The 26,213-nt window shown below is 69.7% G+C and carries 17 protein-coding genes; 5 read left to right on the top strand and 12 right to left on the bottom strand.

From position 1 onward, the window contains the following. Positions 1-37 precede the first annotated feature (37 nt). A complete protein-coding gene (locus ACX28W_RS13475) occupies positions 38-1,381 on the top strand; it encodes a hypothetical protein (RefSeq protein WP_458999148.1) in 1,344 nt (447 codons plus the stop codon). Positions 1,382-1,492: 111 nt separating this feature from the next. Here ACX28W_RS13475 and ACX28W_RS13470 read toward each other — a convergent pair whose 3' ends face one another. Continuing rightward, complete coding sequence (locus ACX28W_RS13470; RefSeq protein WP_458999147.1) at positions 1,493-2,986, bottom strand: oligopeptide:H+ symporter; 1,494 nt, start codon at positions 2,984-2,986, stop codon at positions 1,493-1,495. A gap of 491 nt (positions 2,987-3,477) precedes the next feature. Here ACX28W_RS13470 and ACX28W_RS13465 point away from each other — a divergent pair, with 491 nt between their 5' ends. Continuing rightward, on the top strand, positions 3,478-4,155 hold the full coding sequence (locus tag ACX28W_RS13465) for a response regulator transcription factor (RefSeq protein WP_458999146.1): 678 nt from the start codon (positions 3,478-3,480) through the stop codon (positions 4,153-4,155). Between the two features lie 203 nt (positions 4,156-4,358). On the opposite strand, the gene hemW is transcribed toward ACX28W_RS13465, so the two are convergent. Continuing rightward, positions 4,359-5,591 carry a radical SAM family heme chaperone HemW gene (gene hemW / locus ACX28W_RS13460; RefSeq protein ID WP_458999145.1) on the bottom strand — a complete coding sequence of 411 codons (1,233 nt, stop codon included), beginning with the start codon at positions 5,589-5,591 and terminating at the stop codon, positions 4,359-4,361. Positions 5,592-5,660: 69 nt separating this feature from the next. Continuing rightward, entirely contained in the window at positions 5,661-7,970 is a 2,310-nt protein-coding gene (locus ACX28W_RS13455) for a SpoIIE family protein phosphatase (protein ID WP_458999144.1), read from the bottom strand. Between the two features lie 145 nt (positions 7,971-8,115). On the opposite strand from ACX28W_RS13455, the gene ACX28W_RS13450 reads away from it, so the two are divergent. Beyond that, positions 8,116-12,270 (top strand): HAMP domain-containing protein, encoded by a 4,155-nt coding sequence (locus tag ACX28W_RS13450; protein ID WP_458999143.1) that lies wholly within the window; start codon positions 8,116-8,118, stop codon positions 12,268-12,270. Positions 12,271-12,282: 12 nt separating this feature from the next. Continuing rightward, positions 12,283-12,867, top strand: coding sequence for a response regulator (locus ACX28W_RS13445; RefSeq protein ID WP_458999142.1), 585 nt, complete (start codon positions 12,283-12,285; stop codon positions 12,865-12,867). 5 nt (positions 12,868-12,872) lie between these two features. Here ACX28W_RS13445 and ACX28W_RS13440 read toward each other — a convergent pair whose 3' ends face one another. Further along, on the bottom strand, positions 12,873-14,747 hold the full coding sequence (locus ACX28W_RS13440; protein ID WP_458999141.1) for an AMP-dependent synthetase/ligase: 1,875 nt from the start codon (positions 14,745-14,747) through the stop codon (positions 12,873-12,875). A 257-nt stretch (positions 14,748-15,004) separates the two neighbouring features. Further along, complete coding sequence (lepA, locus tag ACX28W_RS13435) at positions 15,005-16,873, bottom strand: translation elongation factor 4 (RefSeq protein ID WP_458999140.1); 1,869 nt, start codon at positions 16,871-16,873, stop codon at positions 15,005-15,007. Positions 16,874-17,097: 224 nt separating this feature from the next. On the opposite strand from lepA, the gene rpsT reads away from it, so the two are divergent. Further along, positions 17,098-17,364 (top strand): 30S ribosomal protein S20, encoded by a 267-nt coding sequence (gene rpsT, locus ACX28W_RS13430; protein ID WP_458999139.1) that lies wholly within the window; start codon positions 17,098-17,100, stop codon positions 17,362-17,364. Positions 17,365-17,935: 571 nt separating this feature from the next. On the opposite strand, the gene holA is transcribed toward rpsT, so the two are convergent. The 7 genes from holA to ACX28W_RS13395 form a co-directional block, all read right to left on the bottom strand. Then, positions 17,936-18,922, bottom strand: coding sequence for a DNA polymerase III subunit delta (holA, locus tag ACX28W_RS13425; RefSeq protein ID WP_458999138.1), 987 nt, complete (start codon positions 18,920-18,922; stop codon positions 17,936-17,938). 145 nt (positions 18,923-19,067) lie between these two features. After that, complete coding sequence (locus ACX28W_RS13420) at positions 19,068-19,313, bottom strand: hypothetical protein (RefSeq protein WP_458999137.1); 246 nt, start codon at positions 19,311-19,313, stop codon at positions 19,068-19,070. Positions 19,314-19,609: 296 nt separating this feature from the next. After that, on the bottom strand, positions 19,610-20,437 hold the full coding sequence (locus ACX28W_RS13415; RefSeq protein ID WP_458999136.1) for an arylamine N-acetyltransferase family protein: 828 nt from the start codon (positions 20,435-20,437) through the stop codon (positions 19,610-19,612). 4 nt (positions 20,438-20,441) lie between these two features. Next, positions 20,442-22,955, bottom strand: coding sequence for a ComEC/Rec2 family competence protein (locus tag ACX28W_RS13410; RefSeq protein ID WP_458999246.1), 2,514 nt, complete (start codon positions 22,953-22,955; stop codon positions 20,442-20,444). Between the two features lie 176 nt (positions 22,956-23,131). Next, positions 23,132-24,325 carry a helix-hairpin-helix domain-containing protein gene (locus ACX28W_RS13405; RefSeq protein WP_458999135.1) on the bottom strand — a complete coding sequence of 398 codons (1,194 nt, stop codon included), beginning with the start codon at positions 24,323-24,325 and terminating at the stop codon, positions 23,132-23,134. 158 nt (positions 24,326-24,483) lie between these two features. After that, the gene (locus ACX28W_RS13400) at positions 24,484-25,329 is read right to left on the bottom strand and encodes a DegV family protein (protein ID WP_458999134.1); all 846 of its coding nucleotides are present in this window, start codon (positions 25,327-25,329) and stop codon (positions 24,484-24,486) included. Between the two features lie 69 nt (positions 25,330-25,398). Further along, a complete protein-coding gene (locus tag ACX28W_RS13395) occupies positions 25,399-26,130 on the bottom strand; it encodes a hypothetical protein (protein ID WP_458999133.1) in 732 nt (243 codons plus the stop codon). Positions 26,131-26,213 lie beyond the last annotated feature (83 nt).

Raw genomic sequence — 26,213 nt, 5'->3', positions numbered from 1 at the left:
TACGCAACGGAGAGTGGTACCGGCGGCAGGACGAAGAGTGAGCGCGGCCGGGGTCGCGCTGATGCTCGGCGGCGCGGGCATCCTGCTGGGAGTGGCCGTGACCCCGGCGCAGGCCGCTGAGGTGTCGTACCTGACGGAGTGCATTCCGCCCTCGATCTCCGGGCTGCCCCCGGTCGAGGGCACGACGCAGGCGGAGATCACCGCGCCCGCCGAGGCGAAGGTGGGGGACGAGGTCACCATCACCTGGAAGTTCGTCAAGGCGGCGTCCAAGAATCCGGACGTCATCGACCTGGAGAAGGACACGGTGAAGCCGACGGGCACGCTGAAGGCGGCCGGCGCCCAGACGGCGGACATCGCGATGGAGGGGCCCCGGTCGAACCCGGCGATCCCCAAGAACAGCGACATGAAGCTGCCCGACATGACGGGCAAGCTGAAGCTGACGGCGGCGGGAGAGGTGACCCTGACCCCCGACGCGTACAACATCAACGTCAGCAAGCCGGTGTCGACGGACACGAAGTGCGCGCCGAAGGAGACGGTGAAGTCGGCGGCGACGATCAAGGTGACGGGGAGCGGAGGGGGTTCGGGCGGCACGACGGGCGGACTTCCGACGGGGACACCGACCCTGCCGACGGGGCTGCCGACGCTGCCGACGGAGCTGCCCACGGGCACCTCGACGCCGACGCCGAGCGCGAGTGACACCGGAGGCACCGGCGGCAGCGACACGGGTGGCTCCACCGGAGGTGACGACGGCGGTGGCCAGACCGACTTCACCGGCAAGGAAGTCTCCGTCCCCTACGCATGCAAGACGCCCATCGGAGACAAGGACGCCACCTCCCCCGTCCAGATCAACGCCAAGAAGAACGGCGGGAGTTACGACCTCACCGTCCAGTTCAAGAAGTCGGTGATGGACAGCCCGGCCGACATCCCCGCGGACTCCGTCAAGCCGTCGATGGAGGTGGCCCTGGGCGGCTCGGACGACGGCACGGTCCATGTCGAAGGGCCGACCAACGCCGAGCCGATCAAGACGGGCGACCCGATGGAGATCCCCGACCTCACCGGCACGTACAAGCCCGGCGCGAGCGGCCGGTCCACGCTGTCCCCAGGGGTGTTGACGATCGAGGCCCTGGGCACGACGACGACCTGCACCCCGACCACGTCCGAGGTCTCCCTGACCCTGGACACCACCGAACAGGCGAGCGGAGCGTCGGGCGGCGGCTCCTCAGGAGGCGATTCCTCAGGAGGTACGTCGTCCAGCGGCGGCCTCGCGGAAACGGGCGCCGGGAACCGCGGCGGCCTGAAGGCCCTGGGCCTGATCGCGGGCACGGTGATCCTGCTGGGGGGCGCGGTCTTCACCTTCATGCCGGGCCGACGCGTGCGCTGACCTTCCTCCGACCGGGCCCCGGCCCACATATGAGCCCCACACGAACGGGGCCGCCGTATCCCAGCGGATACGGCGGCCCCGTTCGTCGTAAGGCGTGCGTCAGTGCGTGCGTCAGTGCACGTCGCCCATGAGTTCCTTGACCTTATTGCGGTACATCCACACCGCGACACCGGCGACCACGGCGAGCGTGGCCTGGAGGGCGACGATGCCCGTCTTGTTGAGGTCGACCCCGGCGATGGAGAGGAGGCCGGTCGTGGCGTCACCGGCGGTGACGGCCAGGAACCAGACACCCATCATCTGGGAGGCGTACTTCGCGGGAGCCATCTTCGTCGTGACGGACAGGCCGACCGGGGAGACGGTCAGCTCGCCGACGGTCTGCACGAAGTAGATCGCGACCAGCCACATCGCGGCCGCCTTGTGACCGCCCTCGGCGATCGACAGCGGGGCCAGGAAGAGGAAGAAGGACGCGCCGATCAGGAGCAGACCCGAGGCGAACTTCACGGCCGTGCTCGGCTCCTTGCCGCGCCGGTTCAGCGCCAGCCACATCCAGGCGAAGACCGGGGCGAACGCCATGATCATGACCGGGTTGACGGACTGGTACCAGGAGACCGGGAACTCCCAGCCGAAGATCGTGTTGTCGGCAGACGACTCGGCGAAGATCGACAGGGTCGAGCCACCCTGGTCGTAGATCATCCAGAAGATGGCCGCGGCCACGAAGAACCAGATGTACGCGGACATCTTCGACTGCTCGACGCGGTCCAGGTCCTTGTCCCGCTTGATACGTGCGATGACCATGACCGGGATGAGCAGACCGGCGATCGTGATCGGGACCAGCAGCCAGTTCAGCGTGTAGTGGCCCGAGAAGCCGACGATGCAGTAGAAGACCGCGGCGACGGCCGCCCACAGGGCGGACTTGCGCAGCGTGGCGGACTTCTCGGCGGCGGTCAGCGGCGTCGGGACGACGCTGGAACGCGCGCTCAGGTGACGGCCGCCCAGCAGGAACTGCGCCAGACCCAGCGCCATGCCGAGCGCGGCGAGCGCGAAGCCCAGGTGCCAGTTCACGTTCTCACCGACGGTGCCGATGATCAGCGGCGCGGCGAAGGCGCCGATGTTGATGCCCACGTAGAAGAGGGTGAAGCCACCGTCGCGGCGCGGGTCGTCCGGGCCGTCGTAGAGGTGGCCGACCATCGTGGAGATGTTGGCCTTCAGCAGACCGGAACCGATCGCGACCAGGCCCAGACCCGCGAAGAAGGTGCCGGACGACGGCAGCGCCAGCGTCAGGTGACCCAGCATGATGACGAGGCCGGCGACGGCCACGGTCTTGCGGGGGCCGAGCACGCGGTCCGCGAACCAGCCGCCGGGAAGGGCGAGCAGGTACACGAGCGACAGGTACACGGAGTAGATCGCCGTGGCGGAGGCCGCGCTCATGTGCAGGCCGCCCGGTGCGACCAGGTACAGCGGGAGCAGAGCTCTCATGCCGTAGTAGGAAAACCGCTCCCACATCTCGGTCATGAAGAGAGTGGCCAGTCCGCGGGGGTGGCCGAAGAAGGAGCGCTCGAAACCGGGGGTGCCCGGGTCTGTGTCCTTCGTCAGGCTGGACGCCATGGTCGTTCCTTGCTGGTCGGGACGCGCTGCTTGAGCGTCGCGCGCCCGGTGGGGGGCGGCCGGCACCGGCGAATGCTCGACCGTCCACCCCACGCCCACGGGGAGTCCGCTCCGGATTGCGAAGCGGTGGACGCCGACCACCGGGATCCACGCCCGTCACGCGTCGATGCGCTCGGGCCCGGCCACAGGTCATTCCTTTCAAGGCTGGCAAACACCAGCCCGCACACAAAAGAGACCTTTAGCGTCAGATACTCGCCAAAGGTCCCGGTGTGGTGCTACAGGCGTGTGGTCACCATACGACAAGTCAATGCCGCATATGGAAGGACGTGAGAGATGGATCACAGGTAATAATGGAACCATGGACACCTATTCGAAGGTGCGCACCATGATCGCATCGCACAGCCGAAGGTAAGAAACCGTACAGCCGTAAGTAAGAATGGCGGATACGGATCACGCCGCAGGCGTCCTCCGTGGCGGACTACCATCACCCCATGACCCGTGTACTGCTCGCCGAGGACGACGCGTCCATCTCGGAGCCACTGGCCCGCGCCCTGCGCCGGGAGGGTTACGAGGTCGAAGTGCGCGAGGACGGACCCGCCGCGCTCGACGCCGGAATGCAGGGCGGCGTCGACCTGGTCGTCCTGGACCTGGGCCTGCCCGGGATGGACGGCCTGGAAGTGGCCCGCCGACTCCGTGCCGAAGGCCACACCATCCCGATCCTCATCCTGACCGCGCGTGCCGACGAGGTGGACACCGTCGTCGGTCTCGACGCGGGCGCCGACGACTACGTGACCAAGCCGTTCCGGCTCGCCGAACTGCTCGCCCGCGTCCGGGCCCTCCTGCGGCGCGGCGCCGCGGAGCCGCAGCAGCCGCCCGCCACGCACGGTGTGCGTATCGATGTCGAGTCGCACCGGGCCTGGATGGGCGACGAGGAACTCCAGCTCACCGCAAAGGAGTTCGACCTGCTTCGGGTGCTGGTGCGGGATGCCGGGCGGGTGGTCACACGTGACCAGCTGATGCGGGAGGTCTGGGACACGACGTGGTGGTCGTCGACCAAGACCCTCGACATGCACATCTCCTGGCTCCGCAAGAAGCTCGGTGACGATGCGGCGAATCCTCGGTACATCGCGACGGTACGGGGCGTGGGCTTCCGCTTCGAGAAGAGCTGAGCGGGGGGGCTGGTCGGCTTTCCTCGCCCCCGCCGCCCCTACCCGTCCCATCCGTACCTGGGGGCTGCCGCCCCCAGACCCCCGCTTCGGCCTGAACGGCCTCGTCCTCAAACGCCGGACGGGCTGAGATGCCCAGGGGCGCGGGGCTGTGACATCGTGCGGCTCCGCCGCGTGGGCGCGCCAAGCCCCCACCGCACGCCCCCTCAGTCCACCAGGTCCCGCACCACCGCATCGGCGAGCAACCGCCCCCGCAGCGTGAGAACCGCGCGACCGTCGTCGTACGGCCCGGATTCCAGCAGCCCGTCGGACAGGGCACGACGGGCCGCGGCCAGACCCTCCGGGCGGAGCAGCGACAGCGGGCACCCCTCGCGCAGCCGCAACTCCAGCAGGACACGCTCCACGCGCCGATCCTCGTCCGAGAGGAGCTCGCGCCCCGCGCCCGGGGAGCGACCGGAGGCCAGCGCCGCCGCGTACGCGCCGGGGTGCTTCACGTTCCACCAGCGCACGCCGCCCACGTGGCTGTGGGCGCCCGGCCCGGCGCCCCACCAGTCGGCGCCACGCCAGTACAGCTCGTTGTGCAGGCACCGGCCGGCCTCCGAGGTGGCCCAGTTGGACACCTCGTACCAGTCGAAGCCCGCCTTCGCGAACACCTCGTCGGCGATCAGATACCGGTCCGCGTGGACGTCGTCGTCCGTCATGGGAACCTCGCCGCGGCGGATCCGGCGGGCCAGCTGGGTCCCCTCCTCCACGATCAGCGCGTAGGCGGACACATGGTCGGGACCGGCGCCGAGCGCGGCCTCGAGCGAGGCCCGCCAGTCGTCGTCGGACTCGCCGGGCGTGCCGTAGATCAGGTCGAGGTTCACGTGCTCGAAGCCGGCCGCACGGGCCTCGGCGACGCAGGCCTCGGGGCGACCCGGGGTGTGCGTGCGGTCGAGCACCTTCAGTACGTGCTGCCGGGCGCTCTGCATGCCGAAGGAGATCCGGTTGAAGCCGCCTGCCCGCAGGGTCGCGAGGTACGCCGGGTCCACCGACTCCGGGTTCGCCTCGGTGGTGATCTCGGCGTCGGCCGCGAGCCCGAACTCGTCGCGGATCGCCCCCAGCATCCGTACGAGATCGTCGGCGGCCAGCAGTGTCGGCGTACCGCCTCCGACGAAGACCGTGCGGACGGGGCGCGGGTCGTCGCCGAGGACCTTGCGGGCGAGGCGGACCTCGTCGATCAGGGTGGACGCGTAGTTGTCGCGGGAGGCGAGTACGCCTCCGGTGCCCCGCAGCTCGGTCGCCGTGTAGGTGTTGAAGTCGCAGTAGCCGCAGCGGGTCGCGCAGTACGGCACATGGAGATAGAACCCGAGGGGGCGCTCGGCGGCTCCGGTCAGGGCGTGCGCGGGCAGCGCCCCGTCGTCGGGGACGGGCTCACCGTCGGGAAGTGCGGAAGGCATGCGTTCCATTGTCCCGTACGCGGCCGAGTGCCCCTCCTCTCCCGTTTCTCTGGCCCTTTCCCGTTCCGGCTACTCGGCCTGCAGCACCAGCAACGCCAGGTCGTCCTCCGGCGGCTTGCTGCCGAACTCGTGCACCAGTCGCCGGATCCTTTCCGCGACGAGCTCGGCGCTCAGCCCCACGCAGCTCGCGAGGGCCTCCGCGAGCCCGTCGTCGTCATCGAACTGGCGCGGCCCGCTGCGGCGCTCCGTCACTCCGTCCGTGACACACAGGACGGTGTCGCCGGGGTACAGCTCGAACGTCTCGGAGGTGTAGGTCGCGTCCTCGAAGACGCCGAGGAGGGTCCCCGGCTCGGCCACTTCTCGTACGTCGCCATCGGGGCCCAGGATCAGCGGCAGCGGATGTCCGGCGGAGGCGAGGGTGCAGCGGACGCCGCCTTCGAAGGGCACCAGCTCGCCGTACAGCATGGACAGGAAGCGGGTCTGCGGGCCCTCGTCGGGGCCCAGGCCCGGCCCGCCCGCGGCGACCAGCGCGCGGGCCGCCGCGTCGGCCGCCTCGGTCGCGTCGTCCAGCAGAAGCTGGTTGAGGCGGTCCAGGACATCCGCGACGTGGTAGCCCTCACGGGCCAGCAGCCGCAGCCAGGGCCGGGCGAGGCCGATCACCACGGCGGCCTCGGGCCCCTTGCCCTGCACGTCGCCCAGGACGAAGCACCAGCGCCCGTCCCCGGCCGGGAACAGGTCGTAGAAGTCGCCGCTGGGCCCGCCCTTGTCCAGCGGTTCGTACACGAGGGCGCTGCGCACCCCAGGGATCTCGGCGACCGCTCCGGGCAGCAGACCGCGCTGGAGGACCCGGCTGATGGTGGCCTGGCGCGCGTACTGGCGGGCGGCGCCGATGGCGAGGGCGATGCGGCGGCTGAGATCCTCGACGAGCCCGGTGATCTCGTCGGGGAAGGCGGTCGGCCCGGCCCGCCCGATGACGAGGGTGCCGAGTGGGCGCCCGCCCGCGATCAGCCGGTACGCGAGCGCGGCCCCACTGGACCGCCTCCCGTCACTCACCCCGCCGGCCCGGCTCGGCCCCTCCGCCCGGCCCGGTCCGGGCGCCTCGTCGCCGAGAATCTCCGAGTGCGCCCCGCCCATGGCGCCGGCTCCGTGTGGCCCGCCCAACGCGCCGGCTCCGTGCGCCTCGCCCACGATGCTCGCTCCGTAGGTCCCGCCCACGATGCTTGCCTCGGGCGTCCTGCCCGGCTCGTGGGCCCCGTCCATCACACGAGCCACGTACATCTCGCCGGCCCAACACTCCTCACCGTCCCCCAGCACCTCGCCCGGCCAGGGCACCGGCACGGCACGGGATCGCACCGAGTCCGGCAGTCGTGGCGGATCCTTCTCCAAGGCCCGGCGTAACTCCTCGATGCGGTTCTCACTGCCGTGCCAGACGCGGGCGAGCCGCGGCCCCAGGGCCAGGCCGAGACCGCCCGCCCGGTCGGTGGCCTCGTCCTCCAGCCACACCGCGCACCAGTCCGCGAGCCGTGGCACCAGAAGCTGTCCGGCGAGCGCGGCGACCAGGTCCTCGTCGAGCTGTCCAGCGAGCAGGTCGGACGCCTCGGCGAGGAAGGAGAGGGCACCGCGGTTGAGCCAGTCGTGGTCCCGCCGCGGGCTACGCCTCGGTTCGGAGGCCCGCGTTTCGGCGCCTCGCGGCCCGGTCGTCAGGGCGAGCTCATCGACGTACACCTCCGCCCTCTCGTCGACCGCCTTCTCGTCGACCGCCCCCTCGTCGACCGACCTCTCCTCAACCGCCCTCTCGTCGACCGTCTTCTCGTCGACGACAAGCCCCCCAGCCACGCCGAATCCCTCATCCGCAGCCGGCGCCCCAGCCACCACGCCAAGCTCTTCGTCCACCGCCAGCCCCCCATGAACAGGCAGCCGCGCCCAGACGGTCTTGACGCCGGTGCGGTAGGTGATCCCCCAGGCGTCCGAGAGCGCGGAGACGAGCCGCAGCCCGCGCCCGTACTCCGGTGTGCCGTACTGCCGTTCGACCACTTCCTCCCGTACCGCCCTCGAGGGGTGGTGGTCGGAGACCTCGACGACCACCGCGCCCACCGCCCCGTCGGCGGTGATTTCCAGCCGGCACAGCAGCTCGACGTCGGTGCCCGCGTGCACCACGGCGTTGGTGACGAGTTCGCTGGCGACCACGACAGCGTCATCGGCCAGCCGCTCGCCGACGATCTCGGCGCCGGGCAGCGCGAGTTCGGACCAGCCGGCGAGCGCCTCCCGCACCAGCCGACGGGCGGCGCCGGGCGCGAGAGGAGTGCCCGGCAGCGCGGCGCGCGCCATTGTTTCCTGGCCCGCGCGGTGGTGCGCGGGCGTATCAGGGGCAAGCGCCATGGAGTCCGGTTGTGACTCCCGTTGCGTCGGAATGGCCCCCACTGTGCGGCTCCCTGAGCAGTTCGGACGATTACGCCTCAGGCGACATGGACAGAGTGACAGACTGGCCGCGCCCATAAGCGCCGAGTTACCGAAGTGGGCTGCCATGAGTGAGAACAGTGCTACGCGTGCGCCCGAAGACGGACAAATTCGGGCATCAGATCTGCGTCCTCTGCTCGCCGCGATGACCGCCGCGCGCGACGGTGACTTCACCAAGGTGCCCGAGACGGGGCACGGCCTGGTGGCCGAGCTGAGCACGACGTTCAATCAGATCCTCGACCGCAACACCCACTTCAACACGGAAGTGCAGCGGGTCCGGAGGGAGTTGGTGCGGCACGGCCGACTCGACGAGCGACTGTCGGCGAGCCCGGGCCAGCGCAACTGGACGACCCGCGTCAATGACGTGAACCAGCTGCTCGACGCCCTGGTGGCACCCGCCGCGAACGCGACGCGCGTCCTCGACGCGGTGGCCGGCGGCGACCTCACCCAGCGGGTGGACCTGCACGACGGTAACCGTCAGCTGCGGGGCGACCTGCGCAGACTGGGCCGGGCCGTCAACAAGATGGTCGACCAGCTGTCCCTCTTCACCGGCGAGGTGACCCGGGTCGCCCGCGAGGTCGGCACCGAGGGCCGACTCGGCGGACGCGCCAAAGTGCAGGGCCTGTCGGGCAGTTGGCGCGATGTGACCGAGGCGGTCAACACGATGGCCTCCCGGCTCACCGCCCAGGTGCGGGACATCGCCCTGGTGACCACGGCGGTGGCGCGCGGCGATCTGACCCGTACGGTGACGGTCGAGGCGACCGGCGAGCTGCTCGAGCTGAAGCTCACCGTGAACACGATGGTCGACCAGCTCTCCGCCTTCGCCGACGAGGTCACCCGCGTCGCCCGCGAAGTCGGCACCGAAGGCCAATTGGGCGGCCGTGCGCAGGTCCGGGGCGTCTCCGGCGTCTGGAAGGACCTCACCGACAACGTCAACTTCATGGCCTCGAACCTGACCTCACAGGTCCGCAACATCGCCCAGGTCACCACGGCCGTCGCCAACGGCGACCTCAGCCAGAAGATCACGGTCGACGCGCAGGGCGAGATCCTCGAACTCAAATCGACCATCAACACCATGGTCGACCAGCTCTCCGCCTTCGCCGACGAGGTCACCCGCGTGGCCCGCGAGGTCGGCACGGAAGGCAACCTCGGCGGGCGCGCCCAGGTCCGCGGCGTGTCCGGCGTCTGGAAGGACCTCACCGACAACGTCAACTTCATGGCCGACAACCTGACCTCACAGGTCCGCAACATCGCCCTCGTCTCCACGGCCGTCGCGCAGGGCGACCTCGGCAAGAAGATCACGGTCGAGGCGAAGGGCGAGATCCTCGAACTCAAGTCGACCATCAACACCATGGTCGACCAGCTCTCCGCCTTCGCCGACGAGGTCACCCGCGTGGCCCGCGAGGTCGGCACGGAAGGCAACCTCGGCGGCCAGGCCCAGGTCCGCGGCGTGTCCGGCGTCTGGAAGGACCTGACGGACAACGTCAACTTCATGGCCCTGAACCTGACGTCGCAGGTCCGCAACATCGCCCAGGTGACGACGGCGGTCGCGAACGGCGACCTGTCGAAGAAGATCACGGTCGACGCCCGCGGCGAGATCCTCGAACTCAAGGACACCGTCAACACGATGGTGGAGCAGCTGCGCGCCTTCGCCGACGAGGTGACCCGCGTCGCCCGCGAGGTCGGCACGGACGGCCGGCTCGGCGGCCGCGCCCAGGTGCTCGGCGTGTCCGGCGTCTGGCGTGATCTGACCGACAACGTCAACTACATGGCCGACAACCTGACGTCGCAGGTACGGAACATCGCGCAGGTCGCCACCGCCGTGGCCCAGGGCGACCTCTCGAAGAAGATCGACGTGGACGCGCGCGGCGAGATCCTCGAGCTGAAGACGACCATCAACACGATGGTCGACACCCTCTCCTCCTTCTCCTCGGAGGTCACCCGGGTGGCCCGCGAGGTGGGTTCGGAGGGTCAACTCGGCGGCCAGGCAAGGGTCGAGGGTGTGTACGGCACCTGGAAGCGTCTGACGACGAACGTGAACGAGCTGGCCTCCAACCTCACCACGCAGGTCCGCGCGATCGCCGAAGTGGCCTCCGCGGTGGCCCAGGGCGACATGTCCCGCTCCATCACCGTGGAGACCCAGGGCGAGGTCGCCGAGCTGAAGGACAACATCAACCTGATGGTGGCCAACCTCCGCGAGACGACCCGCGCGAAGGACTGGCTGGAGTCGAACCTCGCCCGGCTCGCCGCGCTGATGCAGGGCCACCGGGATCTGATGGAGGTCGCCGACCTGATCCTGCGCGAGCTGACCCCGCTGGTGAACGCGCAGTACGGCGCGTTCTTCCTGGCCGACCCGGAGGAGGACGGGGCGTCCCTGCGTACGGCCGTGCCCACCAAGGGTCTCGCCTTCATCGCCGGGTACGGCTCGGCGCAGGGCGCGACCGTCGACACGGGCAGCATGCCGGTGCACGGGCTGGTCCGGCAGGCGGCGCGCGAGAAGAAGCGCATCCTCGTCGAAGAAGCCCCACCGGACTACATCAAGATCAACAGCGGGCTGGGGGAGGCTGCCCCGGCGAGCGTCGTCATCATCCCGATCCTCTTCGAGGACAAGCTGCTGGGCGTCATCGAACTCGCCTCGTTCTCCCGCTTCTCCGACGTCCACCTGGCGTTCTTCGACCAGTTCGTGAACACCATCGGCGTCGCCATCAACACCATCATCGCCAACTCCCGCACCGAGTCCCTGCTCGGCGAGTCCCAGCGGCTGGCCATCCAGCTCCAGGACCGCTCCGACGAACTCCAGTCACAACAGGCGGAGTTGCAGCGCTCGAACGCCGAACTGGAGGAGAAGGCCGCGCTCCTGGCGACCAGCTCCCAGTACAAGTCGGAGTTCCTGGCGAACATGTCGCACGAACTGCGCACGCCGCTCAACTCGTTGCTGATCCTCGCCCGCCTCCTCTCCGACAACCCGGACGGCCGTCTCTCCGACCAGGAAGTCCAGTTCGCGACGACGATCCACCGCTCGGGCTCCGACCTCCTCCAGCTCATCAACGACATCCTCGACCTGTCGAAGATCGAGGCGGGCCGTATGGACGTACGACCGAAGCGGCTCCCCCTCATCAAGCTGCTGGACTACGTCCACGCCACCTTCCGCCCGCTCACCCTGGACCGGGGGCTCGCCTTCGAGGTGGCGGTCGGCGAGGCCGTACCGCGCGAGATGTACTCGGACGAGCAGCGGCTTCAGCAGATCCTGCGCAACCTGCTCTCCAACGCGATCAAGTTCACCGCGACCGGCCGGGTCGAGCTGCGCGTCAACCGCCTCAAGGACCCCGACCACACCTTCACCCGCGAGAACAGCGACGACGTGATCGCCTTCGCCGTATCCGACACCGGCATCGGCATCGCCGCGGAGAAACTCCCGGTGATCTTCGAGGCGTTCCAGCAGGCCGACGGCACCACCAACCGCAAGTACGGCGGCACCGGCCTCGGCCTGTCGATCAGCCGGGAGATCGCCGGCCTGCTCGGCGGCCGCATCATCGCGGAGAGCGCCCCCGGTAAGGGCTCCACCTTCACGCTGTACGTCCCTGTCATCAGCCCCGGTCACGCGGCGACCGGACCCGTGGCGGAGAACCGTCCGCTGCCCGTACCGGAGCAGCTGTCCACCGAGCCCTACACCGCCCACGACACCGACGACTCCTGGCCGACACCCACCAAGTTGGAGGCCTGGAAGTCCGGCCGTGCGGGCCAGGTCCTGCCGGGGCGACGGGTGTTGATCGTGGACGACGACATCCGCAACGTCTTCGCGCTCACGCACGTCCTGGGCCGCGTCGGCATGCCCGTCCTGTACGCGGAGAACGGCCGCGAGGGAATCGAGACACTGGAGCGCAACCCCGACGTCGAACTCGTCCTGATGGACATCATGATGCCGGAGATGGACGGCTACGAAACGATCTCCGCCATCCGCCGCACCCCCCGCTGGACAGGCCTGCCCATCGTCGCGCTCACCGCGAAGGCGATGCCGGGAGACCGCGAGAAATCCATCGCGCGCGGTGCCAACGACTACGTACCCAAGCCGGTGGACGTCGACCAGCTCCTGACCGTCGTCTGCGCCCTCCTCGACCCGGAGGGCACAGACCTCGACGAACAGGGCGACGACGTTCCCGAATCCGTTGTTCCGGGACCGGGCATACCAGGGGAGGCCTCGGTCCCGCCGACGACCGAGTGAGGCACAGTCACCATGAGCGCTGAGGAAACGACCGACGAGCGCGCCAGCATCCTCCTGGTCGACGACATGGAGGACAACCTGATCGCGCTGGAGGCCGTCCTGGGGTCCCTCAACGAGCCGCTGGTGCGCGCGCGTTCGGGCGAGGAGGCGATGAAGGCCCTGCTGCGGCGGCGGTTCGCCGTCGTCCTGCTCGACATCCGGATGCCGGGCATGGACGGCTTCGAGACCGCCGCCAACATCAAGCGGCTCGACCAGACCAAGGACGTCCCCATCATCTTCCTGACCGGCACCGACGCCGACGCGGGCTACGCCTTCCGCGGCTACGCGACCGGCGCCGCCGACTACCTGACGAAACCCTTCGACCCGTGGGTGCTTCGCGCCAAGGTGACGGTCTTCCTGGACCTGCACCGCAAGAACCAACAACTGGAACGCATACTCACCCAGGAGCACACCCACGCGGCCCAGGTGAGCACCCTCCTGGCGGCCCTGGAGAAGCAACTGAGCGTCGACGACCAGCCGGACCTCCCGGACCTGCGCAGGCAGGTCCGGGAACTACAGAGGCTGGTGACCGCCTTGAGGGACAACCGCGCCCCGTAAGGGGCTTAAGCCTCCCGCGACCCGGCGTACATCTCCTCGATCAGCTCCTTGTACTCCCGCTCGACCACCGGCCGCTTCAACTTCAGACTCGGCGTGATCTCCCCGTGCTCCACATCAAGATCCCGCGGCAACAACCGGAACTTCTTGATGGTCTGCCACCGCTGAAGCCCCCCGTTGAGCTCCTTGACGTAGCCGTCGATCAGCTCGACGGTGGCCGGCGCGGTGACGACATCGGCGTACGACTTGCCCTCCAGTCCGTTCTCCTTCGCCCAGTCCAGAATGGACAGCTCGTCGAGGGCGATGAGCGCGGTGCAGAAGTTCCGGTCGGCGCCGTGCACGAGGATGTTGGAGACGTACGGGCACACGGCCTTGAACTGACCCTCGACCTCTGCGGGCGCGATGTACTTGCCGCCGGACGTCTTGATCAGGTCCTTCTTCCGGTCGGTGATCCTCAGATACCCGTCCGGGGACAGCTCGCCGATGTCACCGGTGTGGAACCAGCCGTCCGCCTCCAGAACCTCGGATGTCTTCTCCGGCAGCCCGTGGTAGCCCTCCATGATGCCGGGGCCACGCAGCAGGATCTCGCCGTCGTCCGCGATGCGCACCTCCGTGCCGGGCAGCGGCTTGCCGACCGTGCCGGTGCGGTACGCCTCCCCGGGGTTCACGAAGGAGGCGGCGGAGGACTCCGTGAGGCCGTACCCCTCCAGGATGTGGATGCCGGCGCCGGCGAAGAAGTAGCCGATCTCGGGCGCGAGCGCGGCGGAGCCGGAGACACAGGCCCGCAGGTTGCCGCCGAAGGCCTCACGGATCTTGGCGTACACGAGCGCGTCCGCGACCTTGTGCTTGGCGCCGAGCGCGAAGGGGACGGAGGCGGTGCCGGTGCGGCGGAAGTTGTCCTGGCTGGCCTTCGCGTACTCACGGGAGACCGCGGCGGCCCACTGGAAGATCTTGTACTTGGCGCCGCCGCCGGCCCGCGCCTTGGCCGCGACCCCGTTGTAGACCTTCTCGAAGATGCGGGGGACGGCCGCCATGTACGTCGGCTGCACCACCGGCAGATTCTCGATGATCTTGTCCACCCGGCCGTCGACGGCGGTGACGTGCCCGATCTCGATCTGGCCGGACGTGAGCACCTTGCCGAAGACGTGGGCGAGCGGCAGCCAGAGGTACTGCACGTCGTCGGGGCCGAGCAGTCCGGTCGCGGCGATGGCCTTCGCCATGTACGACCAGTTGTCGTGCGGGAGGCGGACGCCCTTGGGGCGGCCCGTGGTGCCGGAGGTGTAGATGAGCGTGGCGAGCTGGTCGGCGGTGATCGCGCCGACCTTCTCCTTGATCAGGTCGGGGTTCTTCTCCAGGTGGGCGGCACCGCGGGTCTCCAGCTCGGCGAGGGTGAGCACCCAGTCGCCGGTCTCCACGCCCGTGGGGTCGATGACCACGACATGGGTGAGCTCGGGCAGCTCGGCGCGCTTCTCCCGCGCCTTGGCGAGCTGGGCCGCGTCCTCCGCGATCAGGACCTTGCTGCCCGAGTCGGAGAGGATGAACGCGGACTCCTCGGCGTTCGTCTGCGGGTAGATCGTCGTGGTGGCCGCGCCCGCGCACATGATGCCGAGGTCGGCGAGGATCCACTCGACCCGAGTGGAGGAGGCGAGCGCTACGCGCTGTTCCGGCTGGACACCCAGTTCGATCAGTCCGGCCGCGATGGCGTAGACCCGCTCGGCGGCCTGCGCCCAGGTCAGCGACTTCCAGTCGTCGGGACCCTCGCCCGAGGCAGGCGGGGCGGGGTAGCGGTACGCCTCGGCGGCCGGCGTGGCCGCCACACGCTCCAGGAAGAGGGCCGCCACGGACGGCGGACGGTTCTCGATCAGGGTCTGTGTGTCGCTCACGACATCCTCCGGGGGCCCGCAACAGTGCGGCTGGCTCAATTTGCGGCTGTTGTTTAACTCGCGAGTAACTATCGAGTGATCAGAGTAGAGCGCGACCGGCCACTGCGTAAGAGGCGGCGTACTGTCGCTTCCTACAGCACTTCCCCCCGAGAAGGCCCCGGGAACGCCCCGAGAACGCCCCGGGAACAGAGACAGGGCCCGCCGCGCCGAAGCGCAACGGGCCCTTGAAATCGACGAAGTCGTCGTGCCGTGCGTGACTACTTCTTGCCCTTGGCCGAGCCACCGCTGTCGTCGCTGGACAGCACGGCGATGAAGGCCTCTTGCGGAACCTCCACAGAGCCCACCATCTTCATCCGCTTCTTGCCTTCCTTCTGCTTCTCCAGCAGCTTCCGCTTACGGGAGATGTCACCGCCGTAGCACTTGGCGAGGACGTCCTTGCGGATGGCGCGGATGGTCTCGCGGGCGATGACCCGCGAACCGACGGCGGCCTGGATCGGCACTTCGAAGGCCTGCCGCGGGATCAGCTCGCGCAGCTTGGCGACGAGCCGCACACCATACGCGTACGCCGCGTCCTTGTGGGTGATCGCCGAGAAGGCGTCCACCTTGTCGCCGTGCAGCAGGATGTCGACCTTGACCAGGCTGGAGGCCTGCTCGCCGGTGGGCTCGTAGTCGAGCGACGCGTATCCGCGGGTCTTGGACTTCAGCTGGTCGAAGAAGTCGAAGACGATCTCCGCGAGGGGCAGCGTGTAGCGGATCTCGACCCGGTCCTCCGACAGATAGTCCATGCCGAGCAGGGTGCCGCGCCGGGTCTGGCACAGCTCCATGATCGAGCCGATGAACTCGGAGGGCGCGAGGATCGTCGCCCGCACGACCGGCTCGAAGACCTTGTCGATCTTCCCCTCGGGGAACTCGCTCGGGTTGGTGACGGTGTACTCGCTGCCGTCCTCCATGTCGACGCGGTAGACCACGTTCGGCGCGGTGGCGATGAGGTCGAGCCCGAACTCGCGCTCGAGCCGCTCGCGGATCACATCGAGGTGCAGCAGCCCCAGGAACCCGACTCGGAAGCCGAAGCCGAGGGCGGCGGAGGTCTCCGGCTCGTAGACGAGCGCGGCGTCGTTGAGCTGGAGCTTGTCGAGGGCGTCACGCAGCTCGGGATAGTCCGACCCGTCGAGCGGATACAGCCCGGAGAAGACCATGGGCTTGGGGTCCTTGTACCCGCCGAGCGCCTCGGTCGCCCCCTTGTGCAGGGTGGTGATGGTGTCACCGACCTTGGACTGCCGGACGTCCTTCACCCCGGTGATGATGTAGCCCACCTCACCGACGCCCACGCCGTCGGCCGGCGTCATCTCGGGCGACGAGACACCGATCTCCAGCAGCTCATGGGTCGCCCCGGTGGACATCATCCGGATCCGCTCACGCTTGTTGAGCTGCCCGTCGATGACACGTACGTACGTCACGACGCCCCGGTAGGAGTCATAGACGGAGTCGAAGATCATCGCGCGCGCGGGGGCGTCCTGGACGCCCACCGGGGCAGGGATCTCGGCGACGACCTTGTCGAGCAGCGCCTCGACACCCAGCCCGGTCTTGGCGGAGACCTTGAGCACGTCGTCGGGGTCGCAGCCGATGAGGTTGGCGAGCTCCTCCGAGAACTTCTCCGGCTGCGCCGCCGGCAGGTCGATCTTGTTCAGTACGGGGATGATCTTGAGGTCGTTCTCCATCGCGAGGTACAGATTCGCGAGGGTCTGGGCCTCGATGCCCTGGGCGGCGTCGACGAGCAGGACGGTCCCCTCGCAGGCGGCAAGCGACCGGGACACCTCATACGTGAAGTCCACGTGCCCGGGGGTGTCGATCATGTTGAGGATGTGGGTGTTGCCCGGGTCCTCAGTCGGGGCCCAGGGCAGTCGGACCGCCTGGGACTTGATCGTGATGCCGCGCTCGCGCTCGATGTCCATACGGTCGAGGTACTGAGCACGCATCTGCCGCTGCTCGACCACCCCGGTCAGCTGAAGCATGCGGTCGGCGAGCGTGGACTTGCCGTGGTCGATGTGCGCGATGATGCAGAAATTGCGGATCAGAGCCGGGGCGGTACGGCTCGGCTCGGGCACATTGTTAGGGGTCGCGGGCACGCAGGGTCCTGTCTCTTGAGGCGCCTGTCGCCTCGGGTCGGATCGATACGTAGGCTCCATCGTCCCACGGGTGGGGAACTGCGACCGGTTTGGGCCGGTCGCGCGACGGCTGGTAGCCTGGGTGGCTGTGTCTCATGCCCTCTCTGCAGGAGGCACACCCCAAGGAAATCAAACGGCGTGTGAGACGTGCTGTCTCGCGCGCCTGAACCTGTAAAGGCTCATTCGTGGCGAACATCAAGTCCCAGATCAAGCGGATCAAGACCAACGAGAAGGCCCGGCTGCGCAACAAGGCCGTCAAGTCTTCCCTGAAGACCGCGATCCGCAAGGCCCGCGAGGCTGCTGCCGCGGGTGACGTCGAGAAGGCCACCGAGTACCAGCGCGCCGCGGCGCGCCAGCTCGACAAGGCCGTCTCGAAGGGCGTCATCCACAAGAACCAGGCCGCCAACAAGAAGTCGGCGCTTGCTTCCAAGGTCATCTCCCTCAAGGGCTGAGTCCCACTCGACTTGACCGCCGGAAGGGACCCAGCGGGCCCTCTCATCCGCTCCTGACCGGCACCCCCGGGTCTGTGCGCGGCCTGCGTTCGCCACGCGGGCACGGACCCAACATCTTGAACCGAAGGCCCCGCTCCCCCTCCTTCCCCAGGAGGAGGAGCGGGGCCTTCGTCATGGAAACGCCCCCGCCGCCCCTACCCGTCCCGTCCATACCTGGGGGCTGCCACCCCCGAGGCGGAGGTCCAGGGGGCGCAGCGCCCCTGACGGAGGTTTGGGGGCGGAGCCCCCAAGGTTGGGACGGGCGAGGGCGGCGGGGGCGAAAACCCAGTGCAGGCCGCCCCCCGGGGACTAGGGCCTGTCCGGCGGATCAGGTCGGAGGGAAGCAGCGGCACCTTGTCAGCGCAGGTGAGCGGGGTCTGGCGCGTCGAGCTGCAAGGCGGAGGAGGGCGTCGACGCGATGGGGGTCCCCCCGCTCGAGCGAAGCCGAGAGTGGGGGAGTCGGCAACCGACGACAACGCCGCAGATCGGCGTACCAGACCCCGCGCCTCCGGCATGATCCGCCGGACAGGCCCTAACCCCGTCGGGACCGAGCCGCCCGAGCAATGGCAACAACCGCCTTCTCCAGGGCGAACGCAGGATCATCCCCACCACCCTTGACACCGGCATCCGCGTCAGCGACAGCCCGCAACGCGACAGCAACCCCGTCCGGCGTCCACCCCCGCATCTGCTGGCGCACCCGATCGATCTTCCACGGCGGCATCCCCAACTCCCGCGCAAGATCAGCCGGACGCCCCCCGCGCGCGGACGACAGCTTCCCGATCGCCCGCACCCCCTGCGCCAACGCACTGGTGATCATGACGGGCGCGACCCCGGTCGCCAGGGACCACCGCAACGCCTCCAATGCCTCCGCGGCCCGCCCCTCCACGGCCCGATCGGCCACGGTAAAACTCGAGGCCTCGGCCCGCCCGGTGTAATACCGTCCGACCACGGCCTCGTCGATCGTCCCCTCGACATCCGCGGTCAGCTGAGACACCGCGGCGGCCAACTCCCTGAGATCACTCCCGATGGAATCGACGAGCGCCTGACAGGCCTCAGGCGTGGCAGACCTCCCGAGCGCCCGGAACTCACTGCGCACGAACGCCAGCCGATCCGCGGGCTTCGTCATCTTGGGGCACGCCACCTCCCGCGCCCCCACCTTGCGCGCGGCATCGAGCAGCCCCTTGCCCTTGGCCGCACCCGCGTGCAGCAGCACGAGGGTGATCTCCTCGGCCGGCGCCCCCAGATACGCCTTCACGTCCTTGATGGTGTCGGCCGACAGATCCTGCGCATTGCGTACGACCACGACCTTGCGCTCGGAGAAGAGCGACGGACTCGTCAGCTCGGCAAGCGTGCCGGGCTGCAACTGGTCCGGGGTGAGGTCCCGTATATCCGTGTCGGCGTCGGCGGCCCTGGCAGCGGCCACCACCTCCTGCACGGCACGATCGAGCAGGAGATCCTCCTGGCCCACGGCAAGCGTGACGGGGGCGAGAGGGTCGTCATCAGCAGTCTTCCTGGCCATCTCGACAAGCATCCCACGCGCCACTGACAACGCCCGACGAGTGGGCGGACCACCCGCCCCTCAACCCACGAATGCCCAGCAGCTCACGAACCACCCGCGGTCTCCGGCCCCCTCCCCCTCCCCCCTTCCCCTCCCCCACGGAGCCCTACGGCTCCTCGCGCCAGCCGTCCCACTCCCCCGCGAACTCGTCCAGTTCCTTCGGATCGAGCCGCTCCCGGGGATCCGTCAGGACCACCAGCCACTGCGCGTCCTCGGCATCGTCCTCGCCGGCCAGCGCGTCCCGTACGAGCTGCGGTTCCTCGTCGAGCCCGAACCGGTCACCGATCGCCTCCGCCGCCTCTTCCGCGGCATCGCGGTCCGGCAGCACCAACACATGTCTCACATCGCTCACGAGGACATTTTCCGCTACGCCCGACAGTCCCGACGCCCGGGTCGGTCATGACGCAGCCCAAGCCGAAACCCACCACTGCGCCCCATGGCGTCACTGACCGCGGACTTCGCGTGTGGCACCGGCTCATTGACCGCAGCGAGCACCCGGCAGCTCAGCACTCCGGCGGTGGGCGGCATCTGCACCGCGGCGAGAGGACCCGTCCGCTGCTCCCGATTCGTTCGGTTTCCCCACCCGTGGCCGATCAACGACGAGACGCCCCCCACGCGACGTGAAAACACCCCATGTGACCGCTCCGGTCAGGCTTTCCGCACCTCCGGCACCCGGTCCAACTCGATCCCGAAGCGCTCCCGATAAGTGACCAACACCTCCTCGTCCGTAGTCAGATCCGACACCTCCTTCACCCCGTCGGCCGTCGTCACCGTCAAGCTCCGACCGCTCAGCGTGATCCGTCCTCCGCCCTCCGTGACCCGCGAACAGACCAGCGACCGCACGAAATGCGACACCGGCGAAGTGCTGTTCCACCAGGCCCCCGCCACGAAGTCCCCAAGCACCCGCGGCCGCACCTCCAGGCGGTACTGCGGCCTGCCGTCCCGGATGACGTCCAGATCCTCCGCCTCGCGCCTCCCGCCGACGCCCCGCACCCCCGCCGCGTCCGGCCCCGCCTCGAGGACCCTGAAGGTGCCGCCCGGATCCGCCTGTTCGGACCGCTCCCCGAAAGCCAGCGGATAGTGGCTGTGCGCCCCGAACCCGACATCCGCCAGCCAGTCACCCCCGTCCACCGTCCGCACCCGCAGCGCGAGATGGTCGTACGGAATCCCGAGCCGCCCCTCCTCGCCATACACCCGCGCCGCGAGCAGCGTCACGTCGAATCCCAGCGCCCCCAGCAACGCCCCGAACGCACCGTTCAGTTCGTAGCAGAAACCACCCCTGCGTGCGCCCACCACCTTGTCCAGCAGTCGCTTCTCCTCCAGCACGATCTCCTCACCCAGATGGATCGACAGGTTCTCGAACGGCACCGTCTCCAGATGGCGAAGGTGCAGCTCACGCAGCACACCGGAGGTGGGCCACGCGGGGTGCGGGGCCCCGATCCGACGAAGGTAGGCATCGGCCTGTGCGGAATTCATGTCTTCAGTCTCTCGCCACGCTCAGCCCTCCGCTCCCACCGACGACGGCCAGCGCCCCGTCCTCGTCCGTGCGCAGCACCACAGCACCCCCGGCCCGCAGCGCCGCGACCGTGCTGGGCGCGGGATGCCCGTACGGGTTGTCCCTACCGCAAGAAATCAGGGCAAGCCGCGGGGCCACTGTGCGTATGAGCCCCGGATCCTGGTAGGCCGAGCCATGATGGGCGACCTTGAGCACGTCCACTCCCGCCACCTCCGCGGCCGCGGGCGATCTCAACAGCGCCTGCTGAGCCGGTGGTTCAAGGTCGCCGAGCAACAGCAGCCGCAGTCCCGCCGACCGCACGAGCAGGGCGACACTGGAGTCGTTGGGACTTTCCGCCGTCGAGGCCGGGTTCGACGGCGGCCACAGGACCTCCCAGTCGAGATCTCCCGTGCGCCGCCGTTCCCCCGCCACGGCCTGTGTCATCGTGATGCGCCGTGCGGCCGCCTCCCTCCGAACGAACTCGACCTGGTCCGGCGGCTCCTCGAAACCGGTCGTCTCGATCGCCCCCACCGAACGCCCACGCAGCACGCCCGGCAGCCCCGCCACATGGTCGGCGTGGAAGTGCGTCAGCACCACGAGCGGAATCCGGGTGATGCCGAGCGCGCTCAGACAGCGGTCGACCAGCATCGGATCGGGCCCCGCGTCCACCACCACTGCCGTGCCGTCGCCCGCCGCGAGCACCGTCGCGTCGCCCTGCCCCACGTCGCACATCGCGAGCCGCCAGCCGGGCGGCGGCCATCCCGTGATCACCTTGGTGAGTGGTGCCGGCTGCACCACGACCAGCAGGAACACGACAACGCAGGCACCGCTCAACCATGGGTGTCTCAGGAGCCGTCGGCCGACGAGCACGACGACCGCCATGACAAGGGCGAGCAGCAGGGCCCCCGTCCAGCTCCCCGGCCAGTCCACTCCCCCACCGGGCAGCGCGGCGCCGCCACGAGCGATGTCCGCGATCCACCCAGCAGGCCAACTCGCGCTCCACGCAAGCCCCTTGGCAACCGGCAGCGCCACCGAGGCAGTCGCGAGTGTCGCGAAACCCAGCACGGTGGCCGGCGCGACGGCGAACTCCGCGAGCAGATTGCAGGGCACCGCCACCAGACTCACCCGGGCCGACAGGACAGCGACGACCGGTGCGCACAGGGCCTGCGCGGCTGCCGCGGCGGCGAGTGCCTCGGCCAGACGCGGCGGCACTCTGCGCCTTTGGAGTGCCGCACTCCATCGTGGGGCGAGCGTGAGCAGGGCGCCGGTCGCCAGGACGGAGAGCAGAAAGCCGAAGCTACGGGACAGCCAGGGGTCGTACAGCACCAGGAGCAGGACGGCCGTGGCCAGCGCGGGAACCAGCGATCGGCGGCGTCCGGTCGCGATGGCCAGCAGTGCGATCCCTCCGCAGGCCGCGGCCCGCAGCACGCTCGGGTCCGGCCGGCACACGATCACGAAGCCGAGCGTGACCGCGCCACCGAGCAGTGCGGTCGCCCGCAGCGGAACACCCAGCCGCGGTGCGAGGCCACGCCGCTCAACACGCTGGGCAAGACCCGGCGGTCCAATGAACAGGGCCAACAGAATCGTGAAGTTACCCCCACTGACGGCGAGCAAATGAGTCAGATCCGTCGCCTTGAACGCCTCGTCCAGCTCCGGTGTGACCCGTGAGGTGTCCCCCACCACCAGCCCCGGCAGCAGCGCCCGCGCGTCCGCGTCCAGCCCCTCGGTCGCCTCCCGCAGCCCCTCGCGCAAGCGACCGGCGAACCGCTGCGCCCCGGACGGTTCCCCCACCACCTTCGGCGGCCCACTCCCCCGCACCCGCAACACGGCCGCGATCCGATCCCCTCCCGACAAGGCGGGCGCCAGCCGCGCGGCCACCCGCAACCGCGTGGACGGCAGCAACGACAACCAGGGCGAACGCCGATCAGGCAGCCGAGGCGAGCCCCTCGGCGAACTCGCGTCGACGATCACCAGCACCGGCGTACGCGTCTCCACACTCGCTCCGCCTCCGTCCGCGCGCGTCACGCGCCGGACCTCCGCCTCCAGCAGCACGGCCGTCGGAGTCGCGTGGTCTCCCTTGATCCGAGGACGGGTGAGCCGCGGGTCGGAGGTGACCTCCACCTCGGCGGTCACCTGGGCATACTGCCGCGCCAAGGAAGGGATCGGTCCGCGGCGCAGATCCGCCCCGTGCAACCCCGCGGAGGCGGCGGCCGCTGCCACACAGAGCAGCACGGCGGCGACGGAGACCCACGGCCACGTGGGCGACTGCCGTTCACCGTGCTCCTCCGCGGTGCGCACCCTTCTCCGCCCGGCAGCCAGCAAGGCGCCCCCCAGGATCAGGCCGCCCACCACCACACCCGTGACCCATCCGGGCGGGGCGCCCAGCGCCACCGCCGCCGTCACCCAGGCCGCGAGAGCGGGCGGCACGAGCCGCAGATCCGTTGGTCCTTCCGCCCGCGGATGCGCGGCGCCCAGACGCTTGCCCGAGGCCACGTGCACGGCACGGCGGCCCGCCGCGGCATCCACGGAAGCGGAGGGCACGGCAGGCACGGAGGGCACGGAGGGCACCGGTGCCGACGCCGAATACCCCCGCGCCACCCCGAACCCGACCCGGGTGGACCCGACCGCCCCGACCGCCCCGACCGCCACCACCGAGCGCACCCCCTTCGCCCCGCTCATAGCCGTACAAGGTTCTGCAGATCGGCGAACCGGCGGTCGCCGATTCCATTGACCTCGCGGAGTTCGTCGACCGAGCGGAAGCCCCCGTGCTGGGTGCGGTATTCGATGATGTGCTGGGCGAGGACGGGACCCACGCCCGGAAGGGTGTCGAGTTGGTCCACGGTGGCCGTGTTGAGGGGGACAGGAGCGGAGGGTGCCACCCCGGAAGCGGATCCGCCGGTGCCAGTGACCCCAAAGCCGCCACCCGTGCCTGTTCCCGCCACGGAAGCGGGAGCGCCGACCACGACCTGTTCGCCATCCACGAGGAGGCGGGCGCGGTTGAGCCCCTCCGTGTTCGCGCCCGGCCGAACCCCGCCGGCGGCCCGCAGCGCATCCTCGACCCGGGAGCCGGCCGGCAATCGTTGGAGCCCAGGACTGCGCACCTTGCCGCTGACGTCCACCACGATCACGGTCCCGGCCGAGCCGACCGGATTGAGCGCCCCGGCCGAGGTACCAGGCTGCTGAGCCGCCTGCCGCCCCGCCTCTCCGTCCTGTCCGCCCGCTCCGTTCTCCCCGTCTTCCCCGTCCTGTCCATCCTGTCCGTCCTGTCCGCCGTACGGAGCCACTGCCCGCACCACCTCGGGAGCCCGCACTGATTGCGTCCTGCCGGCCCAGAAGTGCTGCAGGGCAAAGACCGCGGCGACCGAGAGCAGCACCAAGAGCGCGACCACGCTCTTGCGCTCGAGGCCACACCTCGACTGCAACCACAGGGGCATCCGCTCCCGGACGGCAAACCCGGCCCGCTCCCGCCACACCCCCGCCGCATTGCGCGCGGGGACGTCTGATGGGGCGTCGCCTACCGCCCCCGAACCCGAAGCGTCACGCTCCACGGCCCCGTCGAGCGGAGGCGCGACGCTCCCCCACACATGGGCGGCCCCGACTCCCGCCGAGGTTCTCGCCCTTGGAGCTCCCACATCACGATCCACCCCCGGCGGACTGTTCCCCAACTCCCCGCGCACCCCGCCCGTTTCGGGGAAGAGTGCCTGCGCGCGCAAGCGGAGTGCCTCGGCCGAGGCCTCGTGACGTCGGGTGCGGCTGCCGACGCGGCTCCGCGGGTGGTTACGACGATGGCGGGTGCGGCCGTCGGAAACGGGACCGCGGCCCGGGCCACTGGTCGGAGTGGCTGTGCGTGAGCGTGATCGAAGTGCCATGCGTCGAGGATCGGGCAACCCACCACTTTCGCGATGATCTTGCTCAATTCCCGTGGACTACCTCCCACTTGTGGATAACCCGGTCACCCACACGAGTCACAGCCGACACAGCCACCCCTGTCGGCCCCTTCGGCCTCACCCGGCCCACGCCCCGAGCCTCATCGAGGCGAGACAACCGCCCCCAACAACCCAGGCCCGGTATGCGCCCCGATCACTGCCCCGACCTCACTCACATACAGATCGGCCAGGCCCGGCACCCGCGCCCGCAACCGGTCCGCGAGGGCCGACGCCCGCTCGGGAGCGGCAAGATGGTGCACGGCGATGTCGACCTGGGCACTGCCCGCGCGTTCGGCCACGATCTCCTCGAGCCGGGCGATCGCCTTGGACGCCGTTCGTACCTTCTCCAGGAGTTCGATGCGCCCGCCGTCGAGTTGCAGCAGTGGCTTCACCGCGAGCGCGGAGCCCAGCAGTGCCTGCGCGGCCCCGATGCGGCCGCCGCGGCGCAGATAATCGAGGGTGTCGACGTAGAAGTACGCGGAGGTGTCGGCGGCCCGCTTCTCGGCGGCCGTAACCGCCTCGTCGATCGTGCCCCCGGCCTCCCCGGACTCTGCGGCGGACAGCGCGCAGAACCCGAGAGCCATCGCGACCATCCCCGTGTCCACCACGCGCACGGGCACCGGAGCCTCCCGGGCCGCGAGGACCGCGGCGTCGTACGTGCCCGAGAACTCGGCGGACAGGTGCAGGGAGACGATGCCGGTCGCGCCCGACTCGGCGACCTTGCGGTACGTCGCGGCGAAGACCTCGGGGCTGGGACGCGATGTGGTGACGGGGCGCCGCTTCTGGAGCGCCTGGGCCAGGGAGCGGGCCGAGATCTCCGTGCCCTCTTCGAGTGCCTGATCGCCGAGAACCACGGTCAGGGGCACCGCGGTGATGCCGTGGCGCTCCATCGTCCGGGGCGGCAAGTAGGCCGTTGAATCGGTGACGATCGCGACATGGCGGGACATGAACTGGAGGTTACCCGGCGGGGGGCCCGGACGGCAGCCCGCCCCCTCTCACCTGCGGTCGAGGTCCGGTCAAGTCGTGTTCTCGGGACGGGCCTTCTTCTGCCAGGGGTAGCTGGGCCGTCGACCCGGCGGGGTGATGGCGGGAGGCGTCGGCTCGTCGGCGGTACGGGACTCAGCAGGCCCCGGCCAGGTCTGGCCGGAGGAAGCGGCCGCGTCCGGTGCCGGTGCCTCGGGCCAGGAGGCCGCGGACTTCGGCTCGGTCGTCCAGTGCCGCAACGCACCTGCCTCGACGTCAATCTGCGCGCTCAGCGAGTCCAGGTCGTCGTCCGCGAACCGGCGGGCCCGGTCGCGCGCCGCCCAGCGCAGCGAATCCGCGGACTGCGTGATCCGCTCCGTACGCGCACGCAGCCCGGGCAGCCGCGCGATGAGTGCACCCCTGTCAGGTTCGGACTCCAGGCGCTTGAGCTCGTCGTCCAGCTCGCGCCCGTGCGCACTGAGCCGCTCGAAGAGCCCCAGGGATTCCTTCAGGGACTCGTCGTCGGTCACGCCCGCCTGCAACGCGTCCTGTGTGGCCCGCATCGACGTGCGCAGCTTCAGCCTCAACTGGGCGATCTCGCCCGCCGGGCCCGGTTGGGCGAGGGTCTTGGCGCGCAGAGTGGTGTCCTCGACGGTGCGGCGGGCCTGCGAGATCGTGCGGTCCACGCCACGCTTCGCCGCGCCGACCACCTTCACCGTGGCATACGCGCCCAGCACCACGAACAGTAGGAAGAGCAGCGCGATTACTGCGATCACGGCTTCCACACGCTCCTCCTCGGGCCCGTCGCGGCTGTCGCCGCGGCGCTCTTCAACGGTAAACGCAACGGGCAGGTCCGGAGTTCCAGAAG

Source organism: Streptomyces sp. SD15, assembly GCF_054462255.1.
This window is presented reverse-complemented; position numbering and strand designations above follow the sequence as displayed.

Excerpts from the sequence above, each read along its gene's own strand:
- ACX28W_RS13470 (WP_458999147.1), bottom strand. The coding sequence starts at position 2,986 with ATGGCGTCCAGCCTGACGAAGGACACAGACCCGGGCACCCCCGGTTTC.
- ACX28W_RS13465 (WP_458999146.1), top strand. The coding sequence starts at position 3,478 with ATGACCCGTGTACTGCTCGCCGAGGACGACGCGTCCATCTCGGAGCCA.
- hemW (WP_458999145.1), bottom strand. The coding sequence starts at position 5,591 with ATGCCTTCCGCACTTCCCGACGGTGAGCCCGTCCCCGACGACGGGGCG.
- ACX28W_RS13455 (WP_458999144.1), bottom strand. The coding sequence starts at position 7,970 with ATGGCGCTTGCCCCTGATACGCCCGCGCACCACCGCGCGGGCCAGGAA.
- ACX28W_RS13450 (WP_458999143.1), top strand. The coding sequence starts at position 8,116 with ATGAGTGAGAACAGTGCTACGCGTGCGCCCGAAGACGGACAAATTCGG.
- ACX28W_RS13445 (WP_458999142.1), top strand. The coding sequence starts at position 12,283 with ATGAGCGCTGAGGAAACGACCGACGAGCGCGCCAGCATCCTCCTGGTC.
- holA (WP_458999138.1), bottom strand. The coding sequence starts at position 18,922 with ATGGCCAGGAAGACTGCTGATGACGACCCTCTCGCCCCCGTCACGCTT.
- ACX28W_RS13415 (WP_458999136.1), bottom strand. The coding sequence starts at position 20,437 with ATGAATTCCGCACAGGCCGATGCCTACCTTCGTCGGATCGGGGCCCCG.
- ACX28W_RS13405 (WP_458999135.1), bottom strand. The coding sequence starts at position 24,325 with ATGGCACTTCGATCACGCTCACGCACAGCCACTCCGACCAGTGGCCCG.
- ACX28W_RS13400 (WP_458999134.1), bottom strand. The coding sequence starts at position 25,329 with ATGTCCCGCCATGTCGCGATCGTCACCGATTCAACGGCCTACTTGCCG.